This is a genomic window from Pseudomonas putida W15Oct28 (assembly GCF_000708715.2).
Taxonomy (GTDB): Bacteria; Pseudomonadota; Gammaproteobacteria; order Pseudomonadales; family Pseudomonadaceae; genus Aquipseudomonas; species Aquipseudomonas putida_R.
The window spans coordinates 1-22,520 of the sequence record NZ_JENB01000003.1 but is presented as its reverse complement, the minus strand read 5'-3'; the positions used below and the strand labels follow the sequence as shown (position 1 = coordinate 22,520).

Here is a 22,520-nt window from a genome sequence, read left to right as displayed (position 1 = left end):
CTGCAAAATTACTGGGGGGTGCCGAACAAGCCGGTCCAGTAGATCCCTGCATCGCTTTTCGGGTCCACGGCATAGGCGGCGCCCAGCTCACGGAAATCGGGGTTCATCAGCGTGGCGCAATGCCCCGGGCTCTCGAGCCAGCCATCAACCACCTTGTGCGCGGTGTCACGCCCGGCGGCGATGTTTTCACCGACTTGCTGGTACAGGTAGCCGGCCAGTTCCGCCCGGTCACCGGGGGTGCGGCCATCCTTGTCGATGTGGTCGAAGAAGTTCTGGTTGGCCATGGCCCGCGTGTGGTTGGCGGCGACCCCGGCCAGTACCGTGCTCCAGCTCAGTGCGGGGGCCGCGGCGTACGGCTGGCCGCCGCATTGGCGCGGCACCTTGCGCGCAGCATTGATCTCTTGCAATAGCTTCTGCCCCTCGGCCTGCCAATCGCCCAAGCGGCCGCTGAGCAGCGGCCGGGCCAGCACGATGCGCCAGTCGCGGCCCTCCTGGCTGACGCCGATATCGACGAACTGCGGGTCGAGCACCACTTGGCAAAAGCTTTCTTCGATGGCATGCATGGCCGCGCGCGCATCGCGTGGCCCCGACAGGCTGATGGCCTGGACGTTGACCATGGGGTAGGCGGCGCGGGTCATGGCCTGCTGCAGGTCACGGGTGCCCTCTGGCGACAGTGCCAGGCGGGTGTCGCTGCTGAGCGGCGGCAGCTCCAGCGACGCCTCGCCACCGCAGGGCTGGGCCTTGCTGCGGTAGACATTGATCGAATCGATCAGTTGCGCCTCTTCGCCGGTGACAGCCAGCGCACCGGTCGAGACGACCAGGCCCAGCGACAAGGCGGCAACGGATGACAGGACGCGCATGTGGATCTCCCTATGACTGGCAGCGTCGTGGTATGCGCTGCTCATCCTACACAAGCCGGGGGCTTTTGGCCCTAGCGGGTGCAAAGCAATGAAAACGCCGGCAATCGTTGCTGGCGGCAAAAGAGGGAGTAGACCACTGGTGGCCGGAAAAGTGCGATGAGTTGCTAATCATTCGTATCGAGCTAGAGCTCTCGGCGGTTTTGGCATCAACGGGCCAACGCCTGGTTCGGCTTGTAGAACAGGAAGTGCGTGGTCTGCGCAGTCTTGCGGTAGGCCTTGGCCCAGTCGGGGTGCACGGTGCGGTCGTGGAAGTACAGCGCACCGCCGGTAGGGTCTTTCAATTGCTGGTTGAGCGCCTTGCGTGCGATCTCCTTGGCCACATCGTAGCGTTGCGCTTCCTCGACCTGGTCCGGGCGGCCGTCGCACCACCAGGAAAACTGGCAGGCCTTGGTCTCCACGCCCTGCTTGACCACGCCGCAGATGGTGTCGGGGAAACCATCGTGGCCCAGGCGGTTGAGCACCACGCTGGCCACGGCCGACATGTCTTCGGCATCGGCGCCCTTGGCTTCCCAGTAGATGGTGCGGGCCAGGCAGGTGATGCTGTCGTCCAGTGGCGCCTGGCCGGCCGGGTCGACTGCCTTGGCTTCGCTTGAGGTCAGCTTTTCTGTTTTTTTCGGCGGCGGGGCATCGTTGGCCACCTTTTCTTCCAGTACTTCGGCCTTGTCTTCTGCCACTGCGGCCTTGGCCGTGTCGGCTGCGTGCAAGGGGCCTGCGAGCAGGGCCGAGGTCAAGCCGATCACTATCCAGACTGGGCGCATGGCAGGGCTTCCAAGTGGGGGCTGATTCCCAGTCTAGCCAAGCGTAAGCATTAGTACCAAAGGCAGGGTGGCAGCGGCGGCTACGGTCTGCAGGGCAATGATGGTCGCCATCAGCGGGGCGTTGCCACCCATTTGCCTGGCCATCACATAGGAGGACGAAGCGGTGGGCAGGGCCTGGAACAGCACCGCCACCACGGCTGCCTGGCCGCTGAGGCCTAGTACGCGGCACAGGCCCCAGGTGGTCAGCGGCATGACCAGGAACTTGAACGCCGACGCCGCCATCAGCGGGCGCACCTGCTGGCCCAGGCGGGCGCCACCCAGCGCCGCGCCCACACACAGCAGGCCTAGCGGCAGGGCGGCCTGGCCCAGCGCCTTGACCGTGGGTTCGATGCCCGGTGGCAAACCCAGCCCCGTTACGCGCAGCAGCAGGCCGCCAGCACAACCGACGATCAACGGGTTGGCGAAGATTGCCCGCAGCACCGTCGCCGGTGAGCTGTGGCGAGCGCTGAAACGGGCGAACACCAGCACGCAGAGCAGGTTGACCAAGGGCACGATGGCGGCGTTGGCCACCGCCGCCAGGGCGATGCCGGCGCTGCCGTAGATGCCGGCGGCCAAGGTGGCGCCGATGTAGTTGTTGAAGCGGATGCCGCCCTGGAACACTGAGGTGAAGTCTGCGCCGTCGTGGTTGATCGCGCCCTGGTACAGCACCAGCAGCACGGCCCCGGCCAGGGTCGAGAGCATCAGCACACCGACCATGCCCATCACTGGTACGCCATCGAGGTTGGCGGTGGCCAGGCCGTGGAGGAACAGCGAGGGTAGCAGTACGTAGTAGCTGAGGCGCTCGGCACCGGGCCAGAAGCTGTCGGCCAGGAAGCCGCGCAGGCGCAGGAAAGTGCCCAAAGTAATCAGCAGGATGATCGGGAGCAGGGTGGTCAGCAGCAAGTGGAGCATGGTCGACGTTCCTTGGTCGGGTACGGGCCCAGACTACTGCTGAGGACTGATCTGTAAAAACGTTGTTTTCTGCACTGACTGTTGAGAAAAAATGCATGGTTTAGGCGTTACGCGGTAACTGTGGGAGCGGGCGTGCCCGCGAAGAATCCAACGCGATGGATGGCACCGGCTGTGCCGGTGTTCGCGGGCGCGCCCGCTCCCACAGAGATCCCGCGCAACTACGCCTCAAGCGCAGTCTTCAGCACCGCACTCAAATGCCGCCGCTGGCTTTTCTCATGCTCAAGCAACACCACCCGCCGGGTCAGTTGCGGTTCGCCAAACGGCAGGCAAGTGGCCGGTGGCAGGCGTTTCAGGTCGTCGTCTGCCATGGGGATGATCGCCACACCGAGGCCCATGACGGCCATGCTTGCCAGGGCTTCCTGGCTGTCCAGCTCCATCTGCTCGCTTACCTGCAAATGCTGGCGGCGCAGTTCCTGCTCGATCTGCCGCCCGGCCCAGGCACGCTTGTCGAAGCGCAGGAACGGTTGACTGGCGAGCAGCTCCGGTACGCTGTGCCCGGCCAGTTCGGGGCTGGCGATGGCCCAGAAGCGGTCCTCGAACAGCGGTGTGAAATCCAGGCTTTGTGGGTACGGGCTGACGGGCTCAGTGGTGATTGCCGCGTCCAGCTCACCGTCCTCCACGCGGCGTGCCAGCTCCGCCGACATGCCCGAGGCCACGCTGATGTGCAACTGTGGGTGGTTGGCCTTGATCCAAACCAGCGCCTTGGGCAGACGCCGCGCCAGCACGGTATGGATCGCCCCCAGGCGCAGGCGGCCGCGCAGGCTCGGGCCGCTGGCCACAGCGTCGGCCAGCTCGTCGTAGGCAGCCAGGATGCTCTCGGCGCGGGCCACCGCCAATTGGCCTGCTTCGGTCAGCACCACCTGCCTGCGGCTGCGGTCGAACAGGGGTGCCTGCAACGCATCTTCAAGGGTCTTGATGTGCAGGCTCACCGCCGAAGGGGTGAGGCTGAGCAGGTCGGCGGCGCGGGCGAAGGTGCCGTGGCGGGCGATGGTTACCAGGGTGCGCAAGGCTTTGAGAGACATGCGGGTGAGGTCCGGTTACAAGCTGACAGGGCAGTATTGTCAGGCCCGGCCCTATCGCCGGCAAGCCAGCTCCCACAGGTACCCCACAAGCAGCGGGCATTGTGGTGACCCTGTGGGAGCTGGCTTGCCGGCGATAGGGCCGGTACAGGCAACACCGTTCAGCGTGCAATTCGCCCGTACGCCTGGCTGATCCGGTCGATCACCATGGCCAGGGCGACGATCGCCAGGCCGGCTTCCACGCCTTGGCCGACATTCAAGGTCTGGATCCCCGCCAGCACATCCTCACCCAACCCGCGGGCACCGATCATCGATGCCACCACCACCATCGACAAGGCCATCATCACCGACTGGTTGAGCCCGGCCATGATGCTTGGCAGCGCCAGCGGCAGGGCAATGCGCCGCAGCCGCTGCCAGCGGGTTGCCCCCAGGCCGTGTGCGGCCTGCAGCAACGAAGGGTCGATCTGGCTCAGGCCCAGTTCGGTCAACCGCACCAGCGGCGGCAGGGCATAGATCAGCGTGGCGAACACGGCGGGTACCTTGCCCAGGCCGAACAGCATCAGCACCGGGATCAGGTAAACGAAAGCGGGCAGCGTCTGCATCACATCCAGTACCGGTAACAGCAGCCGCCTCGCCAGTGGCCGGGACGCCAGCAGGATGCCCAGCGGCACGCCCACCAACACGCACAGGCCGGTACTGACCAGCACCAGGGCCAAGGTTTGCAGCAGTTTGTCCCAAAGCCCGAGCATGCCGATCAAGGCCAGCAGCGCCACCAGCACTGCGCTGCGCAGCAGGCTGCGGCTGGCGTGCCAGGCAAGCAGGCCAACCAGCAGCAACAGCAGCCACCAGGGCAGCAGGCGCAGCAGGTTCTCCAGGCCGACCAGCAGTTGCAGCAACTGGTCAGAGACGGTGCGCAGGTGATCGCCGTAGTTCAGTACCAGCCAGTCGACCAGCCGGTTTACGCTGTCAGCGAAAGAAAATTGCAGGGCTTGGGGAAAGCCGTTGCTCACAGGCTGCCCTCGACTTTGCCGGCAACGTCCGCAGGCAGCCAGGCTTTCCACACCTCGCGGTTGTCACGCAGGAAGGAGAGGGCGGCTTCGCGCGGCGGCGTGCGTTTTTCGCTCATGTCGGCCAGTGCCTTGTTGAGCCGATCGATCGGCAGGTCGATCTGCTCGAACACCGCCACCAGGTCCGGGTAGCCTTCACGGAAGGCCTTGGATACACCGATCGACAGCTTCGCCGGCAGTGAGCGGCTGCCCTTTGGGTTGGGGTTGCCGGCATCCGTCAGGGTGGCCCAGGCCTGGGCATCGAACGGCGGCTCTTCCAGGCGGATGAGCTTGTACCGCCCCATCAACGGAGTCGGGTCCCAGTAGTAGAACAGCACCGGCTGGCCACGGCGGATGGCCGAGCCGATTTCGGCATCCATCGCCGCACCGGAGCCGCTGCGAAAGTTCGTGTACAGGTCATTCAGGCCGTACGCCTTGAGTTTCTGGCTGTTGACCGTTTCCGATGTCCAGCCGCTGGGGCTGTTCAGAAAACGGCCCTTGTCGGGTGACTCGGGGTCACGAAACACCTGCGGGTAGCGCTTCAGGTCGTCGACGCTGCGCAGTTCGGGCGCCAGAGGCTTCAGCTTGCGAGCTGCGTCGCCTTCGATCACGTACGCGGGTACCCACCAGCCTTCTTCGGCATTCTTTACTGTGTTGCCCAGTGCGAATACCTGGCCTGCCTGCTCGGCCTTGACCCACGCAGGGCTGCGCCCGGCCCACTCTTCGGCGATCACCTGGAGGTCGTTGCGGGCCAGGGCCACTTCCATGCTGACGGTGCTGCCGGGGAGGGTATCGGTGGTGTAGCCATAGCCGCGCTCCACGATCAGGCGCAGGATTTCGGTGGTGAGGGCACCGCTTTCCCAGCCGATGGCACCGAAATGGATTGGTGGGCGTTGCTCTGCCGATACAGCGTTGTTGGTGTTGGCCAGGCCTACGGCCAGTATCAGGCCGGTCAGCAGCGTTGCAAATTTGTTCATCCAGACCTCGTCGTTTGCCGCACCTTGGGGGTGGGGCAAGTGTAGACGACGAGGTGTTGGCGGGGCTCAGGGCCGCGCGGGGCGGCCCCGTTTGCTTCAGACGCGGAACTGGTCCATCAGCGCCTGCTGCTGGTTGGCCAGGCTATTCAGGGACTGGCTGACACGCGCCGACTCGTTGGCCTGGCCCGACAGCGATTCGGTGACATCGCGGATGGTTGCCACGTTGCTGTTGATCTCTTCGGCCACCGCGCTTTGCTCTTCGGCGGCCGAGGCGATCTGCAGGTTCATGTCGGTGATCACCGTCACCGCCTGGCCGATCCGCTGCAACGCCGTCACGGCCTGGCCAACCTGCTCCACGCCGCCCTGGGCCTGACGGTGGCTGTTGTCCATGGCCCCGACCACTTCCCGGGTGCCGTCCTGCAAGGCCTCGATCACCTGGCGGGTTTCTTCCACCGACTCCTGGGTGCGTCGGGCCAGGTTGCGCACTTCATCGGCAACCACGGCAAAGCCACGGCCGGCTTCACCCGCGCGGGCTGCCTCGATGGCGGCGTTGAGCGCCAGCAGGTTGGTCTGCTCGGCAATCGAGCGGATCACTTCCAGCACCGAACCGATCTTCTCGCTGTTCTGCGCCAGGCCTTCGACTTCGGCCATGGCGTTGCTCATGTCGGCGGCCAGGGCGTCGATGCTTTGGGTGGTACGGTCGATGACTGCCAGGCCTTCGCGGGTGGCCTGGTCGGCATCACGTGCGGCCTGGGCCGCCTGCGAAGCACTGCGCGCCACGTCCTGGGCCGTAGCGCTCATTTCGTGCGAGGCCGTGGCCACCTGGTCGACCTGGCGATATTGCTGCTCCATGCCGGCGCTGGTTTGCGTAGCGATTGCCGAGGACTGGTCTGCGGTGCCTCGGGCGGCCTGCACCGAGCGTTTGACCTCGGCGATGGTCGGCTGCAACTTGTCGAGGAAGCGGTTGAACCAGCCGGCCAGTTCGCCCAGCTCGTCCTGCTTCTGATAGGTCAGGCGGCGGGTCAGGTCGCCTTCACCGCTGGCAATGTCCTTGAGCATGGCGGCCACGCCGAGGATCGGCCGGGTAACGCCGCGGGCCATCAGCCATACCATCAGCAGGCCGGCAATGGCGGCCGCCAGGCCCAGGCCCAGCTCCAGCAGGGTGCCACTGGTGTTCAGCGTGTCCAGTTCCTGCTTCAGTGTTTCGGCAGGCCCGGTCAGGGCGTTTTCCGGCACATCCAGCAGCACGCCCCAGGGTTGCGCGTCGGGGATCGGCCGGAACGCGGCCAGCACCTTCAGGCGCTGCTGGTCGTGCAGGATGGTCATCTTGCCATCGGCCAGCTTGCGTACCAGTTCGGCGCCCTTGGCCCGGTCCACCTGGTCGAAGCGCTGGGCCAGCTTGCTGGCATCGGCGCTGTAGCCGGCCAGCAGGCCGACCGGGCTGAGGATGCCGACCGTGGTGCGGCCCTCGTACAGGCTGCGGCTGGCTTCCTGGCTCAGGGCCTGCAGGCTGTTGAGGTTGATGTCGATGGACAGGGTGGCAATGATCTTGCCGTTGACCGCCAGCGGGAAGACGATGCTGGTCATCAGCACCTGCTGGCCATCGATGTCATAGAAGTAGGGTTCTACCACGCACACCTTGCCGGTTGTACGCGGGCACACCCACCAGGTGTTGGCCGGCTGGCCGCTGGGGCCGATCTCGGTGTTGGCCATGTCGTGTTCAGGCAGCGCCATGGCGGTCAGCTGGCCGGCCCGCGGCTGCGACCAGTACAGGGCAAAGCGCCCGGTTTCGTTGCTGCCCAGCTCTGCCTTGCCAGCGAACAGGCTGTCCTTGGTATCCAGCGCGTTGGGTTCGAACACCAGCGACAGGCCGAGCAGGTCGGGGTTGGCCTGCAGGGCGGTGCGTACCTGGCGCGTCATGTCTTCACGCAGGTCAAAGGCGTCGAGGTAGCGCTTTTCTGCCTGTTCGCGCAGGAACAGCACCTGACGGGCGAAGCCGGCGCCGTACTGGTAGGCGTCCATGAACTGGCGACGGATGTTCAGCGCTTGCACTTCACCCTGCGATTCGATGCGTGATTGCGCCGCCTCGGTCAGCATCTGCATGCTGCTGGCCTTGACCAGGTCCGAGCTGTGGTCCATGCGGTACAGCGACAGGCCGACGAGCAAGGTGACGATGCCGGCCAGGCAGAGGCCGGCGAGCAGGGTGATCTTCCACTGGATGGAAAGTTGGCGCAAAGGCATGGGGGCGGATCCCTTTTTTGAGCAGTAAGGGTTATGGCTTTGGGGCTGGGTTGGGCTGACAGGTGCATGGCTGGAGATTGTTGTCGCCTGTGAAATCGAGCGCCGCCCGCGCGGCGCATCGCCGGCAAGCCAGCTCCCACATTTGTTTCGGGCCAATGAGTCCTGAGGTGAAGGCGCGCGACCCTTTGGCGCCCACCTCGATATCGTGCCGGGCAAACAAGGCGGTCGCGCGCAATGGCACAGTAGTTACTGGCCCGAAACAAATGTGGGAGCTGGCTTGCCGGCGATGCGCCGCGCGGGCGGCGCTCGGTCTCACAAGCGGCATAAATCTCCAGCCAGGCACCCTCAGCCCAACACCTTATCGGCCCCTTCAATTTTTTCTTTATTCAAACATTCAATTTAAATTCGTCCTCCCTGAGAAATCCGCCGCAACATGGCGTTTTTGACATCTGCCGCCCACTGCTTCAGAGTGCGCGCTTTTTTCTGTCGTTATGAGGTAAGCCAAACATGAATGCAGTGATCGCCGCGGTCGGCATCATGCTGATACTCAGCCTGTCCCGCGTGCACGTGGTCATCGCCCTGATCATCGGTGCCCTGGTCGGTGGGCTGGTGGGCGGCCTGGGCATCGAAGGCACCCTCAAGGCGTTCAACGGAGGCCTGGGCGGTGGCGCCACGGTTGCCTTGTCCTACGCACTGCTGGGCGCTTTTGCCGTGGCCATCGCCAAGTCCGGCCTGGCCCATGCCTTGGCTGACCGTGCACTGGCCATGATCGATCGCCAAGGCCACGCCAATGGCGGCAAGGTCAAATGGCTGATGATCGGCCTGATGCTGGTGGTGGCGGTGTCGTCGCAGAACATCCTGCCCATCCATATTGCCTTCATTCCGCTGCTGGTCCCGCCGTTGCTGTATGTACTGACCCGCCTGCGCATCGACCGCCGGCTGATCGCCTGCGTGATCACTTTCGGCCTGATCACCCCGTACATGTTCCTGCCGGTGGGCTTCGGCAACATCTTCCTCAACGAAATCCTGCTGGCCAACGTCGCCCGTGCCGGTGTGGACGTGAGCGGTGTCAACGTCACCCACGCCATGGCCATCCCGGCTGCAGGTATGTTGGCCGGCCTGCTGCTGGCCGTGTTCATCAGCTACCGCAAGAAGCGTGACTATGATCTGGCGCGCATCGAGCAGGTTGAGCAGGTGAGCGTGCAGTACAACCCGCTGACGCTGCTGGTGGCGGGGCTGGCCATTGCCGCAGCGTTCATCGTGCAGTTGCTGCTGGACTCGATGATCATCGGTGCCATGGTCGGTTTCCTGATTTTCTCGCTGTCGGGCATCGTCAAGTGGAAGGACACCGACGACCTGTTCACCGAAGGCATGAAGATGATGGCCATGATCGGCTTCATCATGATTGCTGCCTCGGGCTTTGCCGACGTGATGAAGGCCACCGGTGAGGTAAAAAGCCTGGTGGAAACCTCGGCCCAGTGGATCGACCACAGCAAGGGCATCGGTGCCTTGCTGATGCTGTTGGTGGGCCTGCTGGTGACCATGGGCATCGGCTCTTCGTTCTCCACCGTGCCGATCCTGGCCGCGATCTTTGTGCCACTGTGCGTGCAACTGGGCTTCGACCCGCTGGCCACGGTGTGCATCGTCGGTACTGCCGGTGCCCTGGGGGACGCGGGCTCGCCGGCTTCGGACTCGACCTTGGGCCCGACCTCGGGCCTGAACGTGGATGGCCAGCACCACCATATCTGGGACACCGTGGTACCAACCTTCATCCACTACAACCTGCCATTGCTGGCGTTTGGGTGGGTGGCGGCGATGACGTTGTAAGGGGCGAGGGGGTCAGCCCTTGTCGGGCGGCGGCGAGATGCGGTTGAGCACGGTGCTGCCGTCCTTGCTGCGGGTGAGGTAGATCGGCAGCACCTTGGGCAGGTTGTTGACCAGGCGCGCGACCTCACGGGTGTTGTAGATACCACTGATGCGAATGCGGCCGGTGCTGGCATCGGCCAGCTGCAGCGGCGCGTCGAGGTAGCGGTTGATTACCGGCAGCGCCTGCTCCAGGCTCAGGTTGTCGAGCACCAGCTTGCCACTGCGCCAGGCCAGGCTGTTGCCGTAGTCGTTGCTCTGTTCCAGCTGCGGCTCGAAATCGCCCTTGTGATAGCTGGCCTGCATCCCCGGGCCCAGGCGGTAGCCACCAGCGCTGCCGTCGCTGGTCACCAGTACCGAGCCTTCCACCAGAGTCACCTTGACCTGGTCCTGGTACTTCCACACGTTGAACTGGGTGCCGGTGACGCGGGTCTGGCCACGGCCGGCATGCACGACGAACGGGTGGCTGCTGTCGTGCTGCACCTTGAAGAACGCCTCGCCGCGCTTGAGCGTGACCTGGCGCTGGTCCTTGTAGTTGAGGTAGGTCAGCTCGGTGTGGAGGTTGAGCTGTACCGTGCTGCCGTCGCTCAACTCCACGGTCTGCATGCGGTCGCCGGCTTCGAAGTGCTGATAGTGGTTGGGCAGCCAACCTTGTTCCCAGCCCACCCAGCCGGCCAGCGGCAGCACGGCCAGGGCGAGGGCGGCGGCAGACGCCAGCGGGCGCCAGTTGCGCGGGCGTGCAGGTTGCCGGATGGGTGGGTTGAAGTCGACGACGGTGGCGTTGCGTGGCAACAGGTCGGCGGTTTGCCAGATCTCCAGCATCGCCTGGTATTCCTCGGCATGCCGCGGGTCCGCCGCCAGCCAGCGGGCGAATGCCTCGCGCTCGGACGCCGTGCAGTCTTCGGCGTGCAGGCGCATGCACCAATGCGCGGCGGCGTCGGTGATGGCATCGTCAGGGCTGGGGTTGAGGCGGTCGTGGTTCATTGCGGCTCCGGATTTTGCGTATTCTACCCTTGCAAGAGGGCTCCCGAGAACCGACGTAATGGCGAATGACTATCAGTTGTGACGGTTTTTCGTCGGATTTGCAACGGTTTTTCAGCGTCTGAGAACCCTTCGCGTAAAGGTATGCCGGCTGAAATCCATGGGGCTGCCTTGCAGCCCATCGCGACACAAGGCCGCTCCTACAAGGCATCGCGTTCCCCTGTAGGAGCGGCCTTGCGTCGCGATAGGGGCGCAAAGCGCCCCCAGAGGCCTTTCAGAACTGCGCCGCCTCCAGCCCATAAAGGCTGCCACTGCCCGCCTTGATACTGGCTGCCAGCCCCAACCCCCGCGGCAGCACCCGCTGGAAGAAAAACGCCGCACACGCAAGCTTGGCCCCATGAAACGCGTGATCCTCTTCACGCCTGGCCAAGGCCACCGCCGCCATCCGCGCCCACATGTAGGCATACGCCGTCAGCCCGAACAGCTGCAGGTATTCCACCGCTACCGCACTGACCAGGTTGGCATCTTCGCCTGCCCGTGCCCGCAGCCAGGCGCTGGTCGCCTCCAGCCGCGCCAGGCTCGCCTGCAAGGCCTCGCGGTGCAGCGGTGCATCAACACTGAAAGCACGTACTTCAGCGGCAAAGCTGGCCAGTGCCTGGCCACCGTCACCCAGCACCTTGCGCCCCAGCAGGTCGAGCGCCTGGATACCGTTGGTACCTTCATAGATCTGCGCGATGCGCACATCGCGCACCCGCTGCTCCTGCCCCCATTCGCGGATGTAACCATGGCCACCGTATACCTGCTGGCCGAGCACGCAGCTTTCCAGACCGTTGTCGGTGAAAAAGGCCTTGGCCACTGGCGTCAATAGCGCCACCAGGCGCTGGGCATGCTCACGTTCACCGGCGTCTTCGGCGTAACGCGCCAGGTCCAGTTGCTGGCCGACGTAGGCGGCAAACGCCCGGCCACCTTCGGTGAGGGTGCGCATGGTCAGCAGCATGCGCCGTACATCACCATGGTGGATGATCGGGTCGGCAGCCTTGTCCTGCGCCTGTGGGCCAGTGGCGGCACGGCTTTGCAGGCGCTCGTTGGCGTAACGGGCGGCGCTCTGGTAGGACGCTTCGGCACAACCGATGCCCTGGATGCCGATGGACAGGCGCTCGTAGTTCATCATGGTGAACATGGCCGCCAGGCCCTTGTTCGGCTCGCCCACCAGGTAACCCTCGGCAGCGTCGAAGTTCATCACGCAGGTGGCCGAAGCCTTGATGCCCATCTTGTGCTCGATCGAGCCGCAGTGGGCGGCGTTGCGCGCGCCCAGTCGGCCATCGGCCTCGACCCGGTATTTCGGCACAAGGAACAGCGAGATGCCTTTGGCGCCGGCGGGCGCATCCGGCAGCTTGGCCAGCACCAGGTGGATGATGTTCTCGGTCAGGTCCTGTTCGCCGCCGGTGATGAAAATCTTGCTGCCGCTGATGCGATAGCTGCCGTCGGCCTGGGGTTCGGCGCGGCTGCGGATCAGCCCCAGGTCGGTGCCGGCGTGGGGCTCGGTCAGGCACATGGTGCCGGCCCAGCGGCCTTCGTACAGGGGCGGCAAGTAAGTTGCCTTGAGCGTTTCGCTGGCGTGGGCATCGATTGCCAGGCAGCTGCCGGCGCTCAAGGCCGAATACAGGCTGAAGCTGCAGTCGGCGGCGTAGAGCATTTCTTCGAACAGCACCCCAAGCATTTTCGGCATGCCCATGCCGCCAAATGCCGGGTTGCCGCCCAGGCCGACCCAGCCGCCTTCGCGGTAGGTCTGCCAGGCTTGGCGAAAACCGTCTGGCGTGGTGACCTGGCCGGCGTCGAAGCGCACACCTTGCTCGTCGCCGTTACGGCTGAGCGGGGCGATCAGCTGGCCGGTGACTTTGGCGGCTTCTTCCAGGATGGCGTCGGCGATGTCGGCATCGATGCGCTCGGCCAAGGCGGGCAGACGGGCCCACAGGGCCGGGGCGTTGAACACGTCATGCAGGACGAAGCGCATGTCGCGCAGGGGGGCGGAATAGGTGGTCATCGGCAGCTCTTGTAATGGTGCAAATCTGGGTGCGCCTCTTCGCGGGCAGGCCCGCTCCCACAGGAGAAGCACAGGTTTGGAGGTGGGTGCTGTCCCTGTGGGAGCGGGCGTGCCCGCGAAAGGGCCGTTACGGGTTCAGAGGGCTTTGGCCCGGTCGCGCAGCACGTACTTCTGGATCTTGCCGGTGGAGGTCTTGGGCAATTCACCAAACACCACGGTCTTCGGCACCTTGAACCCGGCCAGGTGCTCGCGGCACCAGCTGGTGATGTCGGCTTCGCGGGTATCTTCCCGGCCTGGCTTCAGGGCAATGAACGCGCACGGGGTTTCACCCCATTTTTCATCCGGGCGCGCCACCACGGCGGCTTCAAGCACTGCCGGGTGTTTGTACAGGGCGTCCTCGACTTCAATGGTGGAGATGTTCTCGCCACCGGAAATGATGATGTCCTTGAGCCGGTCCTTGATCTCGACATAGCCGTCGGCATGCCACACGGCCAGGTCACCGGTGTGGAACCAGCCGCCACGGAACGCTTCGGCGGTGGCTTCGGGGTTTTTCAGGTAGCCCTTCATCACGGTGTTGCCGCGCATGAAGATCTCGCCCAGCGTGTTGCCATCGCGTGCCACCGGCTCGAGTGTCTGTGGGTCGGCCACCATCAGCCCGTCCAGGGTCGGGTAGCGCACGCCCTGGCGTGACTTGATCCGGGCACGCGCTTCCAGCGAAAGTTCGTCCCATTCGTCATGCCAGGCACACACGGTCACCGGGCCGTAGACTTCCGTCAGGCCGTAAGTGTGGGTGACGTGGATGCCCATCTCTTCCACGGCGCCAATGATCTTGGCCGGTGGCGCGGCGCCGGCGACCATGGCCTGTACCGGGTGCTCGATGGCGGCTTTGGCTGCCTCGGGCATGTTGACCAGGGCGTTGAGCACGATCGGGGCGCCGCACAGGTGGGTGACCCGGTGTTCGCGGATCAGGTTCAGGATCTTCTGTGGGTCGACCCGGCGCAGGAACACGTGGGTGCCGGCCAGGGCGGTGATGGTCCAGGGGTAGCACCAGCCGTTGCAGTGGAACATGGGCAAGGTCCACAGGTACACCGGGCGGTGGCCCATGGCCCAGGTCATCTGGTTGCCAATGGCGTTCAGGTAGGCGCCGCGGTGGTGATAGACCACACCCTTGGGGTTGCCGGTGGTACCGGAGGTGTAGTTGAGCGAAATGGCCTGCCATTCGTCATCCGGCCATTCCCAGGCAAATTCCGGGTCGCCTTCGGCGAGCAAGGCTTCATAGTCCAGCGCGCTGACCGCACGGCCTTCGCCGTACTCCGGGTCATCCACATCCACCACCAGGGGCGGGTGTTCGAGCAACGCCAGGACGGCTTCGATCACAGCATGGAACTCGCGGTCGGTAATCAGCACCTTGGCTTCACCATGCTGCAGCATGAAAGCGATGGCCTCGGCGTCCAGGCGCACGTTCAGGGTATTGAGTACGGCGCCGGTCATGGGCACGCCGAAGTGCGCTTCGAGCATCGCCGGGGTGTTGGGCAGCATGACCGCCACCGTGTCGCCACGGCCGATGCCACGGCCTGCAAGGGCGCTGGCCAGGCGTCGGCAGCGTTGGTAGGTTTCTTGCCAGTTGCGGCGGATGGCACCGTGGATCACCGCCGGGTATTTGCCGTAAACGGCAGCGGTGCGTTCGATGAAACTCAGCGGGGTGAGGGCGACATGGTTGACGGCAGCGGGCATCAGGCCCTGGGCATAGATCGACATGCGGTAATCCTGTAAGGGAGGCAGGCGCAGCTAGTGCGCTTGGCCCCCGATGGCTGATTGTTAGCTCTGTTCAGGGTGCAAAGAGGCGGACGGTGGGCCGCTCCCTCTGTCGCAGTTTTACGCGAGTCGCTATGGTAGTAGGAATATCGACTATAGCAATATAGTAAAACTACTATAACAATGAGCCGCCTACTGTGAACCAGACTGCTTACCCCTGGCTTGCCAAGGACCCGCAACCCAGCCTTTTGCTGGCGGCCGACGCCAGGCCACTGGCGCTCAACCCGGCGCTGCAAGGTTGGGTGGACGAAGGCCCGGCGCTGGCCAGCTGGCTGCCGGCCAACAGCGCTGCCCTGGTACGTGCCTGCCTGCGCCAGCATCGGGCGATTGCCGATGTCGAGGTGCAGGTGGGGGAGCGCACCGTGCTGTGGACTTTCATTCCGGATGACCAGGGCCAGCAGGTACTCGGGCGCTGTCGCGACGCCAGCGAAGAACGCCATGGCGCACGCGAAGCCAGCCGCGCCCGGCGCTTGTACCGGCTGATCATCGAAAACACCACCGACCTGATCTCCCGGCACAGCCCGGATGGCCGTTTCCTGGATGCCTCGCCGGCAGCGTTTCGCTTGCTCGGCCTGTGGCCCGAGCAACTGCGTGGCATGGCCGTGCATACCTTGCTGCACCCGCGTGAGCGCCGCCAGGTGCTGCGCCAGGCGGCCGCTGCCCTGGACGAGGATGGCTATCACACCATGACCTGCCGGGTGCGCCAGGCCTCTGGCGGCTATCGCTGGTTTGAAATCGCCAGCCGGGCCATCCGCGAAACCTACACCGGCGCGGTGGTGGAGGTGGTCAGCGTATCCCGCGACATCACCTTGCGCATCGAAGCCCAGGAAAGCCTGGCGCACAGTGCCCGGTTGGCCACCTTGGGTGAGCTGGCTTCGGGCATCGCCCACGAAATCAACCAGCCACTGGCTGCGGTGGTCAACTACGCCAACGCCAGTCAGCGTTACCTGCAGGGCCTGGAGCGTGATCCACAGGCCCGCGAGCGGGTAGGGCAGGGCCTGCTGCGTATCAGCGAGCAGGCCACCCACGCCGCCGAAGTGATCCGCCGCCTGCGCGCCTTCCTGCGCAAAGGGCCACGGCGCCTGCAGGCGCTGGACGTGGCCGAAGTGGCCGGCGAAGCCATGCGGCTGTGCGCCTGGGAGGCCGCGCGCGACCAGGTGCTGGTCGAACTGCGCGTGAGTGCGCAACTGCCTTCGGTGTATGCCGACCGGGTATTGCTGGAACAGGTGCTGCTCAACCTGTTGCGCAATGCCATCGATGCCAACCGCGAGCTGCACGGCGACCAGCCGTCACGTATCCTGCTCGGCGCCGCGCGGGACGGCGATGGTGTGCGGGTCGAGGTGGCCGACCAGGGCCCGGGTGTAGCGCCCGAGCGCCTGGATGAAATCTTCACGCCGTTCACCACCAGCAAGGCCGACGGCCTGGGCCTGGGTTTGAGCATGAGCCGCAGCCTGATCGAAGGCTTTGGCGGCAGCCTGTGGGCGCGAGCGGGTGACAACGGCGGTTTGGTACTGTGCTGCCGGCTGGCAGTCAGCAGGGGATAAAGGGGGGCGGTGGTGCAAGCGAAAGTGTATGTGGTCGATGACGACCAGGGTATGCGCGACTCGACGGTTTGGCTGCTGCAGTCGGTGGGCCTGCAGGCCTTGCCGTTCGCCAGCGGGCAAGCGTTTCTCGACGCCTGCGTCGACGATGGCCCCGCCTGCGTGCTGCTGGATGTGCGTATGCCGGGGCTGGGCGGGTTGGCGGTGCAGCAGGCAATGCGCGAGCGCGGCCTGGCGCTGCCGGTGATCTTCGTCAGCGGCCATGCCGATGTGCCGATCGTGGTGCGGGCATTCAAGGCTGGCGCCTGCGATTTCATCGAAAAGCCCTACAACGACCAGTTGCTGCTCGACAGCGTGCAGGCGGCGCTGGAGCACGCCGGGCGGGCGCGGCAGGGCGACCAGGCGCTGGCCTTGGTGCAGGCGCGCATCGACGGCCTCACGCCGCGTGAACGTGACGTTTTCGTGCCGTTGGCCCAGGGGTTGAACAACCGCGAAATTGCCGAGCGGCTGGGCGTCAGTGTGAAGACCGTGGACCTGTACCGGGGGCGGGTGATGAAGCGGCTGCAGGCGGGCAGCCTGGCTGAGCTGGTGGGCATGGCCATCGCCTGCGGGGCGGTGCAGGCGCTTGGCCTGCAAACACGGCAATAGCCCTGTGGGAGCGGCCTTGTGTCGCGATAGGGCTGCGCAGCAGCCCCCGGCGATCTTCGCTATGGCTCAAATTCTGGGGCTGCTGCGCAGCCCTATCGCGACACAAGGCCGCTCCCACAGGGATCTCGGCAAGCATCCGAAGGCGCGCATGGTCGGTGCCGGAAGCGCCAAATAATGAAATTTTACATAGCCAGCTAATCAAAGCTTTGACATTCACTGCCTAGGCAGTAATATTTTCACACAATTGCCCGAGCAGCCTCCGATGGCCCATTTCTCCCCCGAAAACTTCCAGACCTGCGCCATCGGCATGCTGCTTGGCCGGGCGGCGATCCTGAAGGACCGCATTCTCGATTGGCACCTCGAATCTGAGGGCGTCACTGCCGCGCAGTTCAAGGTGCTGATCATCGTCACCCAGTACCAGGTGGATACCCCGGCCGAGCTGTGCCGCTACCTGGGCCTGGACAGCGGTTCGATGACCCGCATGCTCGACCGGCTCGAGCAGAAGGAGCTGATTGTGCGCAACCGCTGCGCCGACTCACCGCCGATGGCCAGCGCCTGGCCGACCGCCTCCCGGAAATTGGCGCTGCCGCCATGAACGAGTTGTGCGGCGTGCTGGCGCCCGAAGAGCTCAAGGCCCTGGAAGGCTTGCTGGCCAAGGTTTTGCTCGGTGCCGGCGACCCGTTGACGATCCGCCGCTTTGGCGACCGTTGAACCCTGTCACGAATTATCCAAGGTATTGTCATGGCCACTCCCGCAGATACCCCGACTCCCTCCGTCGCGCCCGAGCCGTCGCGCAAGCGCAAGGCCTGGCTGCTTGGCCTGCTGCTGTTGCTGATACTTGGCGGTGCCTGCACCTGGGCCTGGTACAGCCTGGTGGGGCGTTGGCACGAAAGCACCGACGATGCCTACGTCAACGGCAACGTGGTGGAGATCACCCCGCTGGTCACCGGCACCGTCACCAGCATTGGTGCCGATGACGGCGACCTGGTCCATGCCGGCCAGGTGTTGCTGCAATTCGACCCGGCCGACAGCGAGGTGGCCTTGCAGTCTGCCGAAGCCAAGCTGGCACGCAGCGTGCGCCAGGTGCGCGGGCTGTACAGCAATGTCGACTCGCTCAAGGCCCAGCTGGAAACTCGCCAGGCCGAACTGCGCAAAGCCCAGCAGGACTTCAACCGGCGCAAGGTGCTGGCCGATAGCGGGGCGATTGCTGCAGAAGAGCTGTCCCACGCCCGCGATGACCTGAGTGTCGCCCTGGCCGCTGTCAACAGCGCACGTCAGCAGCTCAGCACCAGCAGCGCGCTGGTCGACGACACCGTGGTTTCCTCGCACCCCGAGGTAATGGCCGCCGCTGCCGACCTGCGCCAGGCCTATCTCGACCATGCCCGTACCACGCTGGTGGCACCGGTTACCGGTTACGTTGCCAAGCGCACTGTGCAACTGGGCCAGCGCCTGCAGCCAGGCACCGCGACCATGGCGGTGATCCCGCTGGACCAGGTGTGGATCGACGCCAACTTCAAGGAAACCCAGCTGCGTGAAATGCGCATCGGCCAGCCGGTGCAGATCAGCGCCGACCTGTACGGCAGCGAGGTCAAGTACAGCGGCACGGTCGACAGCCTTGGCGCCGGTACCGGCAGTGCCTTCGCCCTGCTGCCGGCACAGAACGCCACCGGCAACTGGATCAAGATTGTCCAGCGCGTCCCCGTGCGTATTCACCTGAGCCCCGACCAGCTCAAGGACCACCCACTGCGCATTGGCCTGTCCACCGTGGTGGAAGTCGACCTGCATGACCAGAGCGGCCCGGCCTTGGCCCAGCAGCCCCCACAGCAGGCCAGCTACACCACCCAGGTGTATGACCGGCAGCTGGTCGAGGCCGACAACCTGATCGCCCGGTTGATCCACGACAACAGTGCAACCGGCAAGACGGCCCAGCGATGAGCAACAACGCCGCTGCCCAGTTCACGCCGCCGAGCCTGCTGCTGACCACCATCGGGCTGTCGCTGGCGACGTTCATGCAGGTGCTCGACACCACCATCGCCAACGTGGCGTTGCCGACCATTTCCGGCAACCTGGGGGTGAGTTACGAGCAGGGCACCTGGGTCATTACCTCGTTCGCGGTGAGCAATGCCATCGCCTTGCCGTTGACTGGCTGGCTCAGCCGGCGGTTTGGCGAAGTGAAACTGTTCATCTGGGCGACGCTGTTGTTCGTGCTGGCCTCGTTCCTGTGCGGGATCGCCCAATCGATGCCCGAACTGGTCGGCTTCCGGATATTGCAGGGCGTGGTCGCCGGGCCGTTGTACCCGATGACCCAGACCTTGCTGATTGCTGTCTACCCCCCGGCCAAACGGGGGATGGCCCTGGCGCTGCTGGCGATGGTCACGGTGGTGGCGCCGATTGCCGGGCCGATCCTGGGGGGCTGGATCACCGACAGCTACAGCTGGCCGTGGATCTTCTTCATCAACGTGCCCATCGGCCTGTTCGCCGCCGCCGTGGTGCGCCAGCAGATGCGCACCCGGCCGGTGGTCACCAGCCGCCAGCCGATGGACTACATCGGCTTGCTGACGCTGATCGTCGGTGTCGGGGCTTTGCAGGTGGTGCTCGACAAAGGCAACGACCTGGACTGGTTCGAGTCGTCGTTCATCATAATCGGCAGCCTGATTTCGGTGGTGTTCCTGGCGGTGTTCGTGATCTGGGAACTGACCGACCGCCACCCGGTGGTCAACCTGCGCCTGTTCGTGCACCGCAATTTCCGTGTCGGCACCATTGTGCTGGTCGGGGGGTATGCGGGCTTCTTTGGCATCAACCTGATCCTGCCGCAATGGTTGCAGACGCAGATGGGCTATACCGCGACCTGGGCGGGCCTGGCGGTGGCGCCGATCGGCTTGCTGCCGGTGATCATGTCGCCGTTCGTGGGCAAGTATGCACACCGGTTCGACCTGCGTTTGCTGGCGGGGCTGGCGTTTCTGGCCATTGGTACCAGTTGCTACATGCGTGCCGGGTTCACCAGCGAGGTGGACTTCCAGCATGTGGCCCTGGTGCAGTTGTTCATGGGCATTGGCGTGGCGTTGTTCTTCATGCCGACCTTGAGCATCCTGCTGTCCGACCTGCCACCGCACCAGATTGCCGATGGGTCGGGGCTTGCAACCTTCCTGCGTACCTTGGGCGGGAGTTTTGCGGCGTCTTTGACGACGTGGATCTGGATTCGCCGGGCGGACCAGCATCATGCTTATCTCAGCGAGAACATCAGCCAGTTCGACCCGGCGACGCGGCATACGCTTGAGCAGTTGGGCGGGGCCAGCCCGCAGAGTTATGCGCAGCTGGAGCAGATACTCAACGGGCAGGCTTACATGATGTCGACGGTGGATTACTTCACCCTGATGACCTGGGTGTTTGCCGGGTTGATCCTGCTGGTGTGGTTTGCCAAGCCGCCGTTCACTGCCAAGGCAGGGCCTGCATCAGCGGGGCATTGAGTTAAACCACACCACAAAGGTTCCAGCGTTATCGCCCTTGCTCTTGCTTCGGCTTTTGCTTCTAAGCGCGCGATAGTTCAGGCGACGCCCCGGAGCGCAGCGCAGGGGCCGGATGATGGGAGCGGACGGCTTTGGTTACTTTGGCCAAGACCAAAGTAACCCGCCGGAAGGGCGGAAAGGTGACTCAGCGCCACCTGCGCGAACGAATGTCTACACTGTGTTAAAGCCAACATCCCAGATCAAGAGCTGCTGCGGCGGTATTGAAACGGAGAACAGTCCGTTTGCGATGGCGACGCATACTCACCTTTTCGCTCTTACAGCGAGTCACTTTTTGTCAAACGCGGTGCGTGTCAATGTACCTGTCGCCTTAACTTCAGCTAGCTATGGCAACGCCAGCTTCCGGGCGCTCCGGATTCAAGTAAACAGCATCTGCAAGNGTCACTTTTTGTCAAACGCGGTGCGTGTCAATGTACCTGTCGCCTTAACTTCAGCTAGCTATGGCAACGCCAGCTTCCGGGCGCTCCGGATTCAAGTAAACAGCATCTGCAAGTCGCCAATTTCGCGTCTGGCCGCTCCAGCGTGTCGGATTAGCTGCTTTGGCAGACGAATACAATGCCGCTCGCGCCTGTAGCAACGCGGTCGCTCTGCCTTCGTGACGCTCGTTGGGCGTGACGTATCGCAGGGCACTGTGCCGGTGCTCTTCGTTGTACCACTCGACAAATTTCTGCACCCAGAGTCTCGCTTCCATAAGGCTGTCGAACGGACGATCTGGCCACAGTGGGCAGTACTTCGCAGTGCGGAAGAGTGTTTCCGCATAAGCATTATCATTGCTCACCCGCGGACGACTGAACGAAGGCTTAACACCCAGCGAAACCATTTGTTCGCGTAACAGTGAGCCCCTCATCACAAGGCCGTTGTCAGAGTGCAGTACCAAAGGGCGACCCGCTGTTCGCTCACGCAAACACCCTTTCTCAAGCAGCACACAGGCGTTCTCAGCACATTCGGATTCATGGACTTCGTTAACTACAAGCTTGCGGCTGTAGATGTCTTTGACCATGTACCAGTAGTAGAAACGCCCCTTGATCGTGGTTGGCAACCATGTGATGTCCCAGCACCACACCTGGTTTGGGCCATCCGCTCGATGCGTAGTCAAGATTCGGCGTTTCGGGGCTTTAGCCCGGCCTCGGCGCACATTTTGATTCGCCTCTTTGAGCACTCGATAGAAAGTCGATTCCGATGCCAGATAAATACCTTCATCTGCTAACTTGGGCACGATCTGATGCGGTGTCAGGCTGGCATAACCTGGCTGATTTGCAGCCGCTAATACTGCCTGTCGCTCCGCCACACTTAGCTTGTTCGGTGGTGCCTCGCGTTGAACTGTCTGACGCCTATCACCGTTGCTATGGCGCCAGCGCTGGATCGTTCGAAGGCACAGCCCTAGCTCGCGGCACGCATGGGATTTTCTTGCCCCCGCTTCGACAGCTTCGGCTATCAAACCTAGTGCCTGCATGCGATCTGAGGAACTGATCAGTCTTCCTTGTCCTTGCCCCAGATCGCATTGGCTTTTTTTCGCAGTTCCAGTAAAGCCTCCGCCTCTTTGCGACCAGCATCAGACTTCGACAACTGACGTTCTAGTTCCTTGATGCGCCTTTGTTCTGCAGTTTTCTTGGCACAAGGTTGGGGCTCAGCTACCTCGTTGGCGTTTTGGCAAGCCAAACGCCATTGCTGGATCTGCTCAGGGAATATCCCTTTCATACGGCAATACTGAGAGAGCTCGATCTCACTCAAGGGNTCGTTGGCGTTTTGGCAAGCCAAACGCCATTGCTGGATCTGCTCAGGGAATATCCCTTTCATACGGCAATACTGAGAGAGCTCGATCTCACTCAAGGGAGCTGTCTCCATGACAGTATTGAATTTGTCGGCGCTGGACCATTGATCGCTGGTCTTGTTGTTACCAGGGACGATCAACCCTTTCTCTCTAGCCATTTGTCTCCAGTTTCGCAGGGACTGCGGAGTAACGCCGATTGCAACGGCAAGCTCCGCCACAGAACGGTTCAGAGGCGGCATCATTTGCTGAACAGCCCAGTCTCTGAATTCAGAGTCATAACGCTTTTTCATTACCTTGCACCTTCGCCCCCTTGGAAGATTGAGTCAATCAATAGAGGCGACAGGTAGGCTGACACGGGGGG

Annotated in this window: 16 protein-coding genes and 2 pseudogenes; 6 read left to right on the top strand and 12 right to left on the bottom strand. The window is 63.8% G+C overall.

Annotation, left to right across the window (positions count from 1 at the left end; translation table 11 throughout):
- Window positions 1-8 precede the first annotated feature (8 nt).
- The 8 genes and pseudogenes from AK81_RS02585 to AK81_RS30715 form a co-directional block, all read right to left on the bottom strand.
- The gene (locus AK81_RS02585) at window positions 9-860 is read right to left on the bottom strand and encodes a CAP domain-containing protein (RefSeq protein ID WP_043196581.1); all 852 of its coding nucleotides are present in this window, start codon (window positions 858-860) and stop codon (window positions 9-11) included.
- A 206-nt stretch (window positions 861-1,066) separates the two neighbouring features.
- The gene (locus tag AK81_RS02580; RefSeq protein ID WP_043196580.1) at window positions 1,067-1,678 is read right to left on the bottom strand and encodes a cell wall hydrolase; all 612 of its coding nucleotides are present in this window, start codon (window positions 1,676-1,678) and stop codon (window positions 1,067-1,069) included.
- Window positions 1,679-1,711: 33 nt separating this feature from the next.
- Window positions 1,712-2,629 (bottom strand): AEC family transporter, encoded by a 918-nt coding sequence (locus tag AK81_RS02575; RefSeq protein WP_043196578.1) that lies wholly within the window; start codon window positions 2,627-2,629, stop codon window positions 1,712-1,714.
- 218 nt (window positions 2,630-2,847) lie between these two features.
- Window positions 2,848-3,711, bottom strand: a complete 864-nt coding sequence (locus tag AK81_RS02570; protein ID WP_043196577.1) for a LysR family transcriptional regulator — start codon at window positions 3,709-3,711, stop codon at window positions 2,848-2,850.
- Between the two features lie 158 nt (window positions 3,712-3,869).
- The gene (locus tag AK81_RS02565; protein ID WP_043196576.1) at window positions 3,870-4,718 is read right to left on the bottom strand and encodes an ABC transporter permease; all 849 of its coding nucleotides are present in this window, start codon (window positions 4,716-4,718) and stop codon (window positions 3,870-3,872) included.
- Window positions 4,715-5,731 (bottom strand): ABC transporter substrate-binding protein, encoded by a 1,017-nt coding sequence (locus AK81_RS02560; protein WP_043196575.1) that lies wholly within the window; start codon window positions 5,729-5,731, stop codon window positions 4,715-4,717. Before AK81_RS02560 ends, AK81_RS02565 begins: the two co-directional genes overlap by 4 nt.
- 96 nt (window positions 5,732-5,827) lie before the next feature.
- The gene (locus tag AK81_RS30720; RefSeq protein WP_370453613.1) at window positions 5,828-6,583 is read right to left on the bottom strand and encodes a methyl-accepting chemotaxis protein; all 756 of its coding nucleotides are present in this window, start codon (window positions 6,581-6,583) and stop codon (window positions 5,828-5,830) included.
- Window positions 6,584-6,685: 102 nt separating this feature from the next.
- Window positions 6,686-7,651 (bottom strand): annotated as a pseudogene (locus AK81_RS30715) (HAMP domain-containing protein); the annotation flags it as partial.
- 828 nt (window positions 7,652-8,479) lie between these two features.
- Here AK81_RS30715 and AK81_RS02550 point away from each other — a divergent pair.
- On the top strand, window positions 8,480-9,799 hold the full coding sequence (locus AK81_RS02550; RefSeq protein ID WP_019473295.1) for a Na+/H+ antiporter family protein: 1,320 nt from the start codon (window positions 8,480-8,482) through the stop codon (window positions 9,797-9,799).
- Window positions 9,800-9,811: 12 nt separating this feature from the next.
- Here AK81_RS02550 and AK81_RS02545 read toward each other — a convergent pair whose 3' ends face one another.
- The 3 genes from AK81_RS02545 to AK81_RS02535 all read right to left on the bottom strand — a co-directional run bounded on the left by AK81_RS02545 (window position 9,812) and on the right by AK81_RS02535 (window position 14,618).
- On the bottom strand, window positions 9,812-10,819 hold the full coding sequence (locus tag AK81_RS02545; RefSeq protein WP_043196573.1) for a FecR family protein: 1,008 nt from the start codon (window positions 10,817-10,819) through the stop codon (window positions 9,812-9,814).
- A gap of 271 nt (window positions 10,820-11,090) precedes the next feature.
- Window positions 11,091-12,860 (bottom strand): acyl-CoA dehydrogenase C-terminal domain-containing protein, encoded by a 1,770-nt coding sequence (locus AK81_RS02540; RefSeq protein ID WP_043196571.1) that lies wholly within the window; start codon window positions 12,858-12,860, stop codon window positions 11,091-11,093.
- Window positions 12,861-12,995: 135 nt separating this feature from the next.
- Complete coding sequence (locus AK81_RS02535; protein WP_043196570.1) at window positions 12,996-14,618, bottom strand: acyl-CoA synthetase; 1,623 nt, start codon at window positions 14,616-14,618, stop codon at window positions 12,996-12,998.
- A gap of 194 nt (window positions 14,619-14,812) precedes the next feature.
- On the opposite strand from AK81_RS02535, the gene AK81_RS02530 reads away from it, so the two are divergent.
- From AK81_RS02530 to AK81_RS02510, 5 genes and pseudogenes are all read left to right on the top strand, one after another.
- Window positions 14,813-16,219 (top strand): sensor histidine kinase, encoded by a 1,407-nt coding sequence (locus AK81_RS02530; RefSeq protein ID WP_043196569.1) that lies wholly within the window; start codon window positions 14,813-14,815, stop codon window positions 16,217-16,219.
- A gap of 9 nt (window positions 16,220-16,228) precedes the next feature.
- The gene (locus AK81_RS02525; RefSeq protein ID WP_043196568.1) at window positions 16,229-16,864 is read left to right on the top strand and encodes a response regulator transcription factor; all 636 of its coding nucleotides are present in this window, start codon (window positions 16,229-16,231) and stop codon (window positions 16,862-16,864) included.
- Between the two features lie 262 nt (window positions 16,865-17,126).
- Window positions 17,127-17,575, top strand: a pseudogene (locus AK81_RS02520) (MarR family winged helix-turn-helix transcriptional regulator).
- A gap of 30 nt (window positions 17,576-17,605) precedes the next feature.
- Entirely contained in the window at window positions 17,606-18,799 is a 1,194-nt protein-coding gene (locus AK81_RS02515) for an HlyD family efflux transporter periplasmic adaptor subunit (RefSeq protein WP_043196567.1), read from the top strand.
- A complete protein-coding gene (locus AK81_RS02510; protein ID WP_043196566.1) occupies window positions 18,796-20,331 on the top strand; it encodes a DHA2 family efflux MFS transporter permease subunit in 1,536 nt (511 codons plus the stop codon). The genes AK81_RS02515 and AK81_RS02510 overlap by 4 nt, the downstream gene beginning before the upstream one ends.
- 487 nt (window positions 20,332-20,818) lie before the next feature.
- Here AK81_RS02510 and AK81_RS27830 read toward each other — a convergent pair.
- Window positions 20,819-22,449 (bottom strand): IS3 family transposase gene (locus AK81_RS27830; protein ID WP_430297537.1). Its coding sequence is split into 2 segments (ribosomal slippage): window positions 20,819-21,891 and window positions 21,891-22,449, totalling 1,632 coding nucleotides; the frame shifts between segments, so codons are not numbered across the junction.
- Window positions 22,450-22,520: the final 71 nt, after the last annotated feature.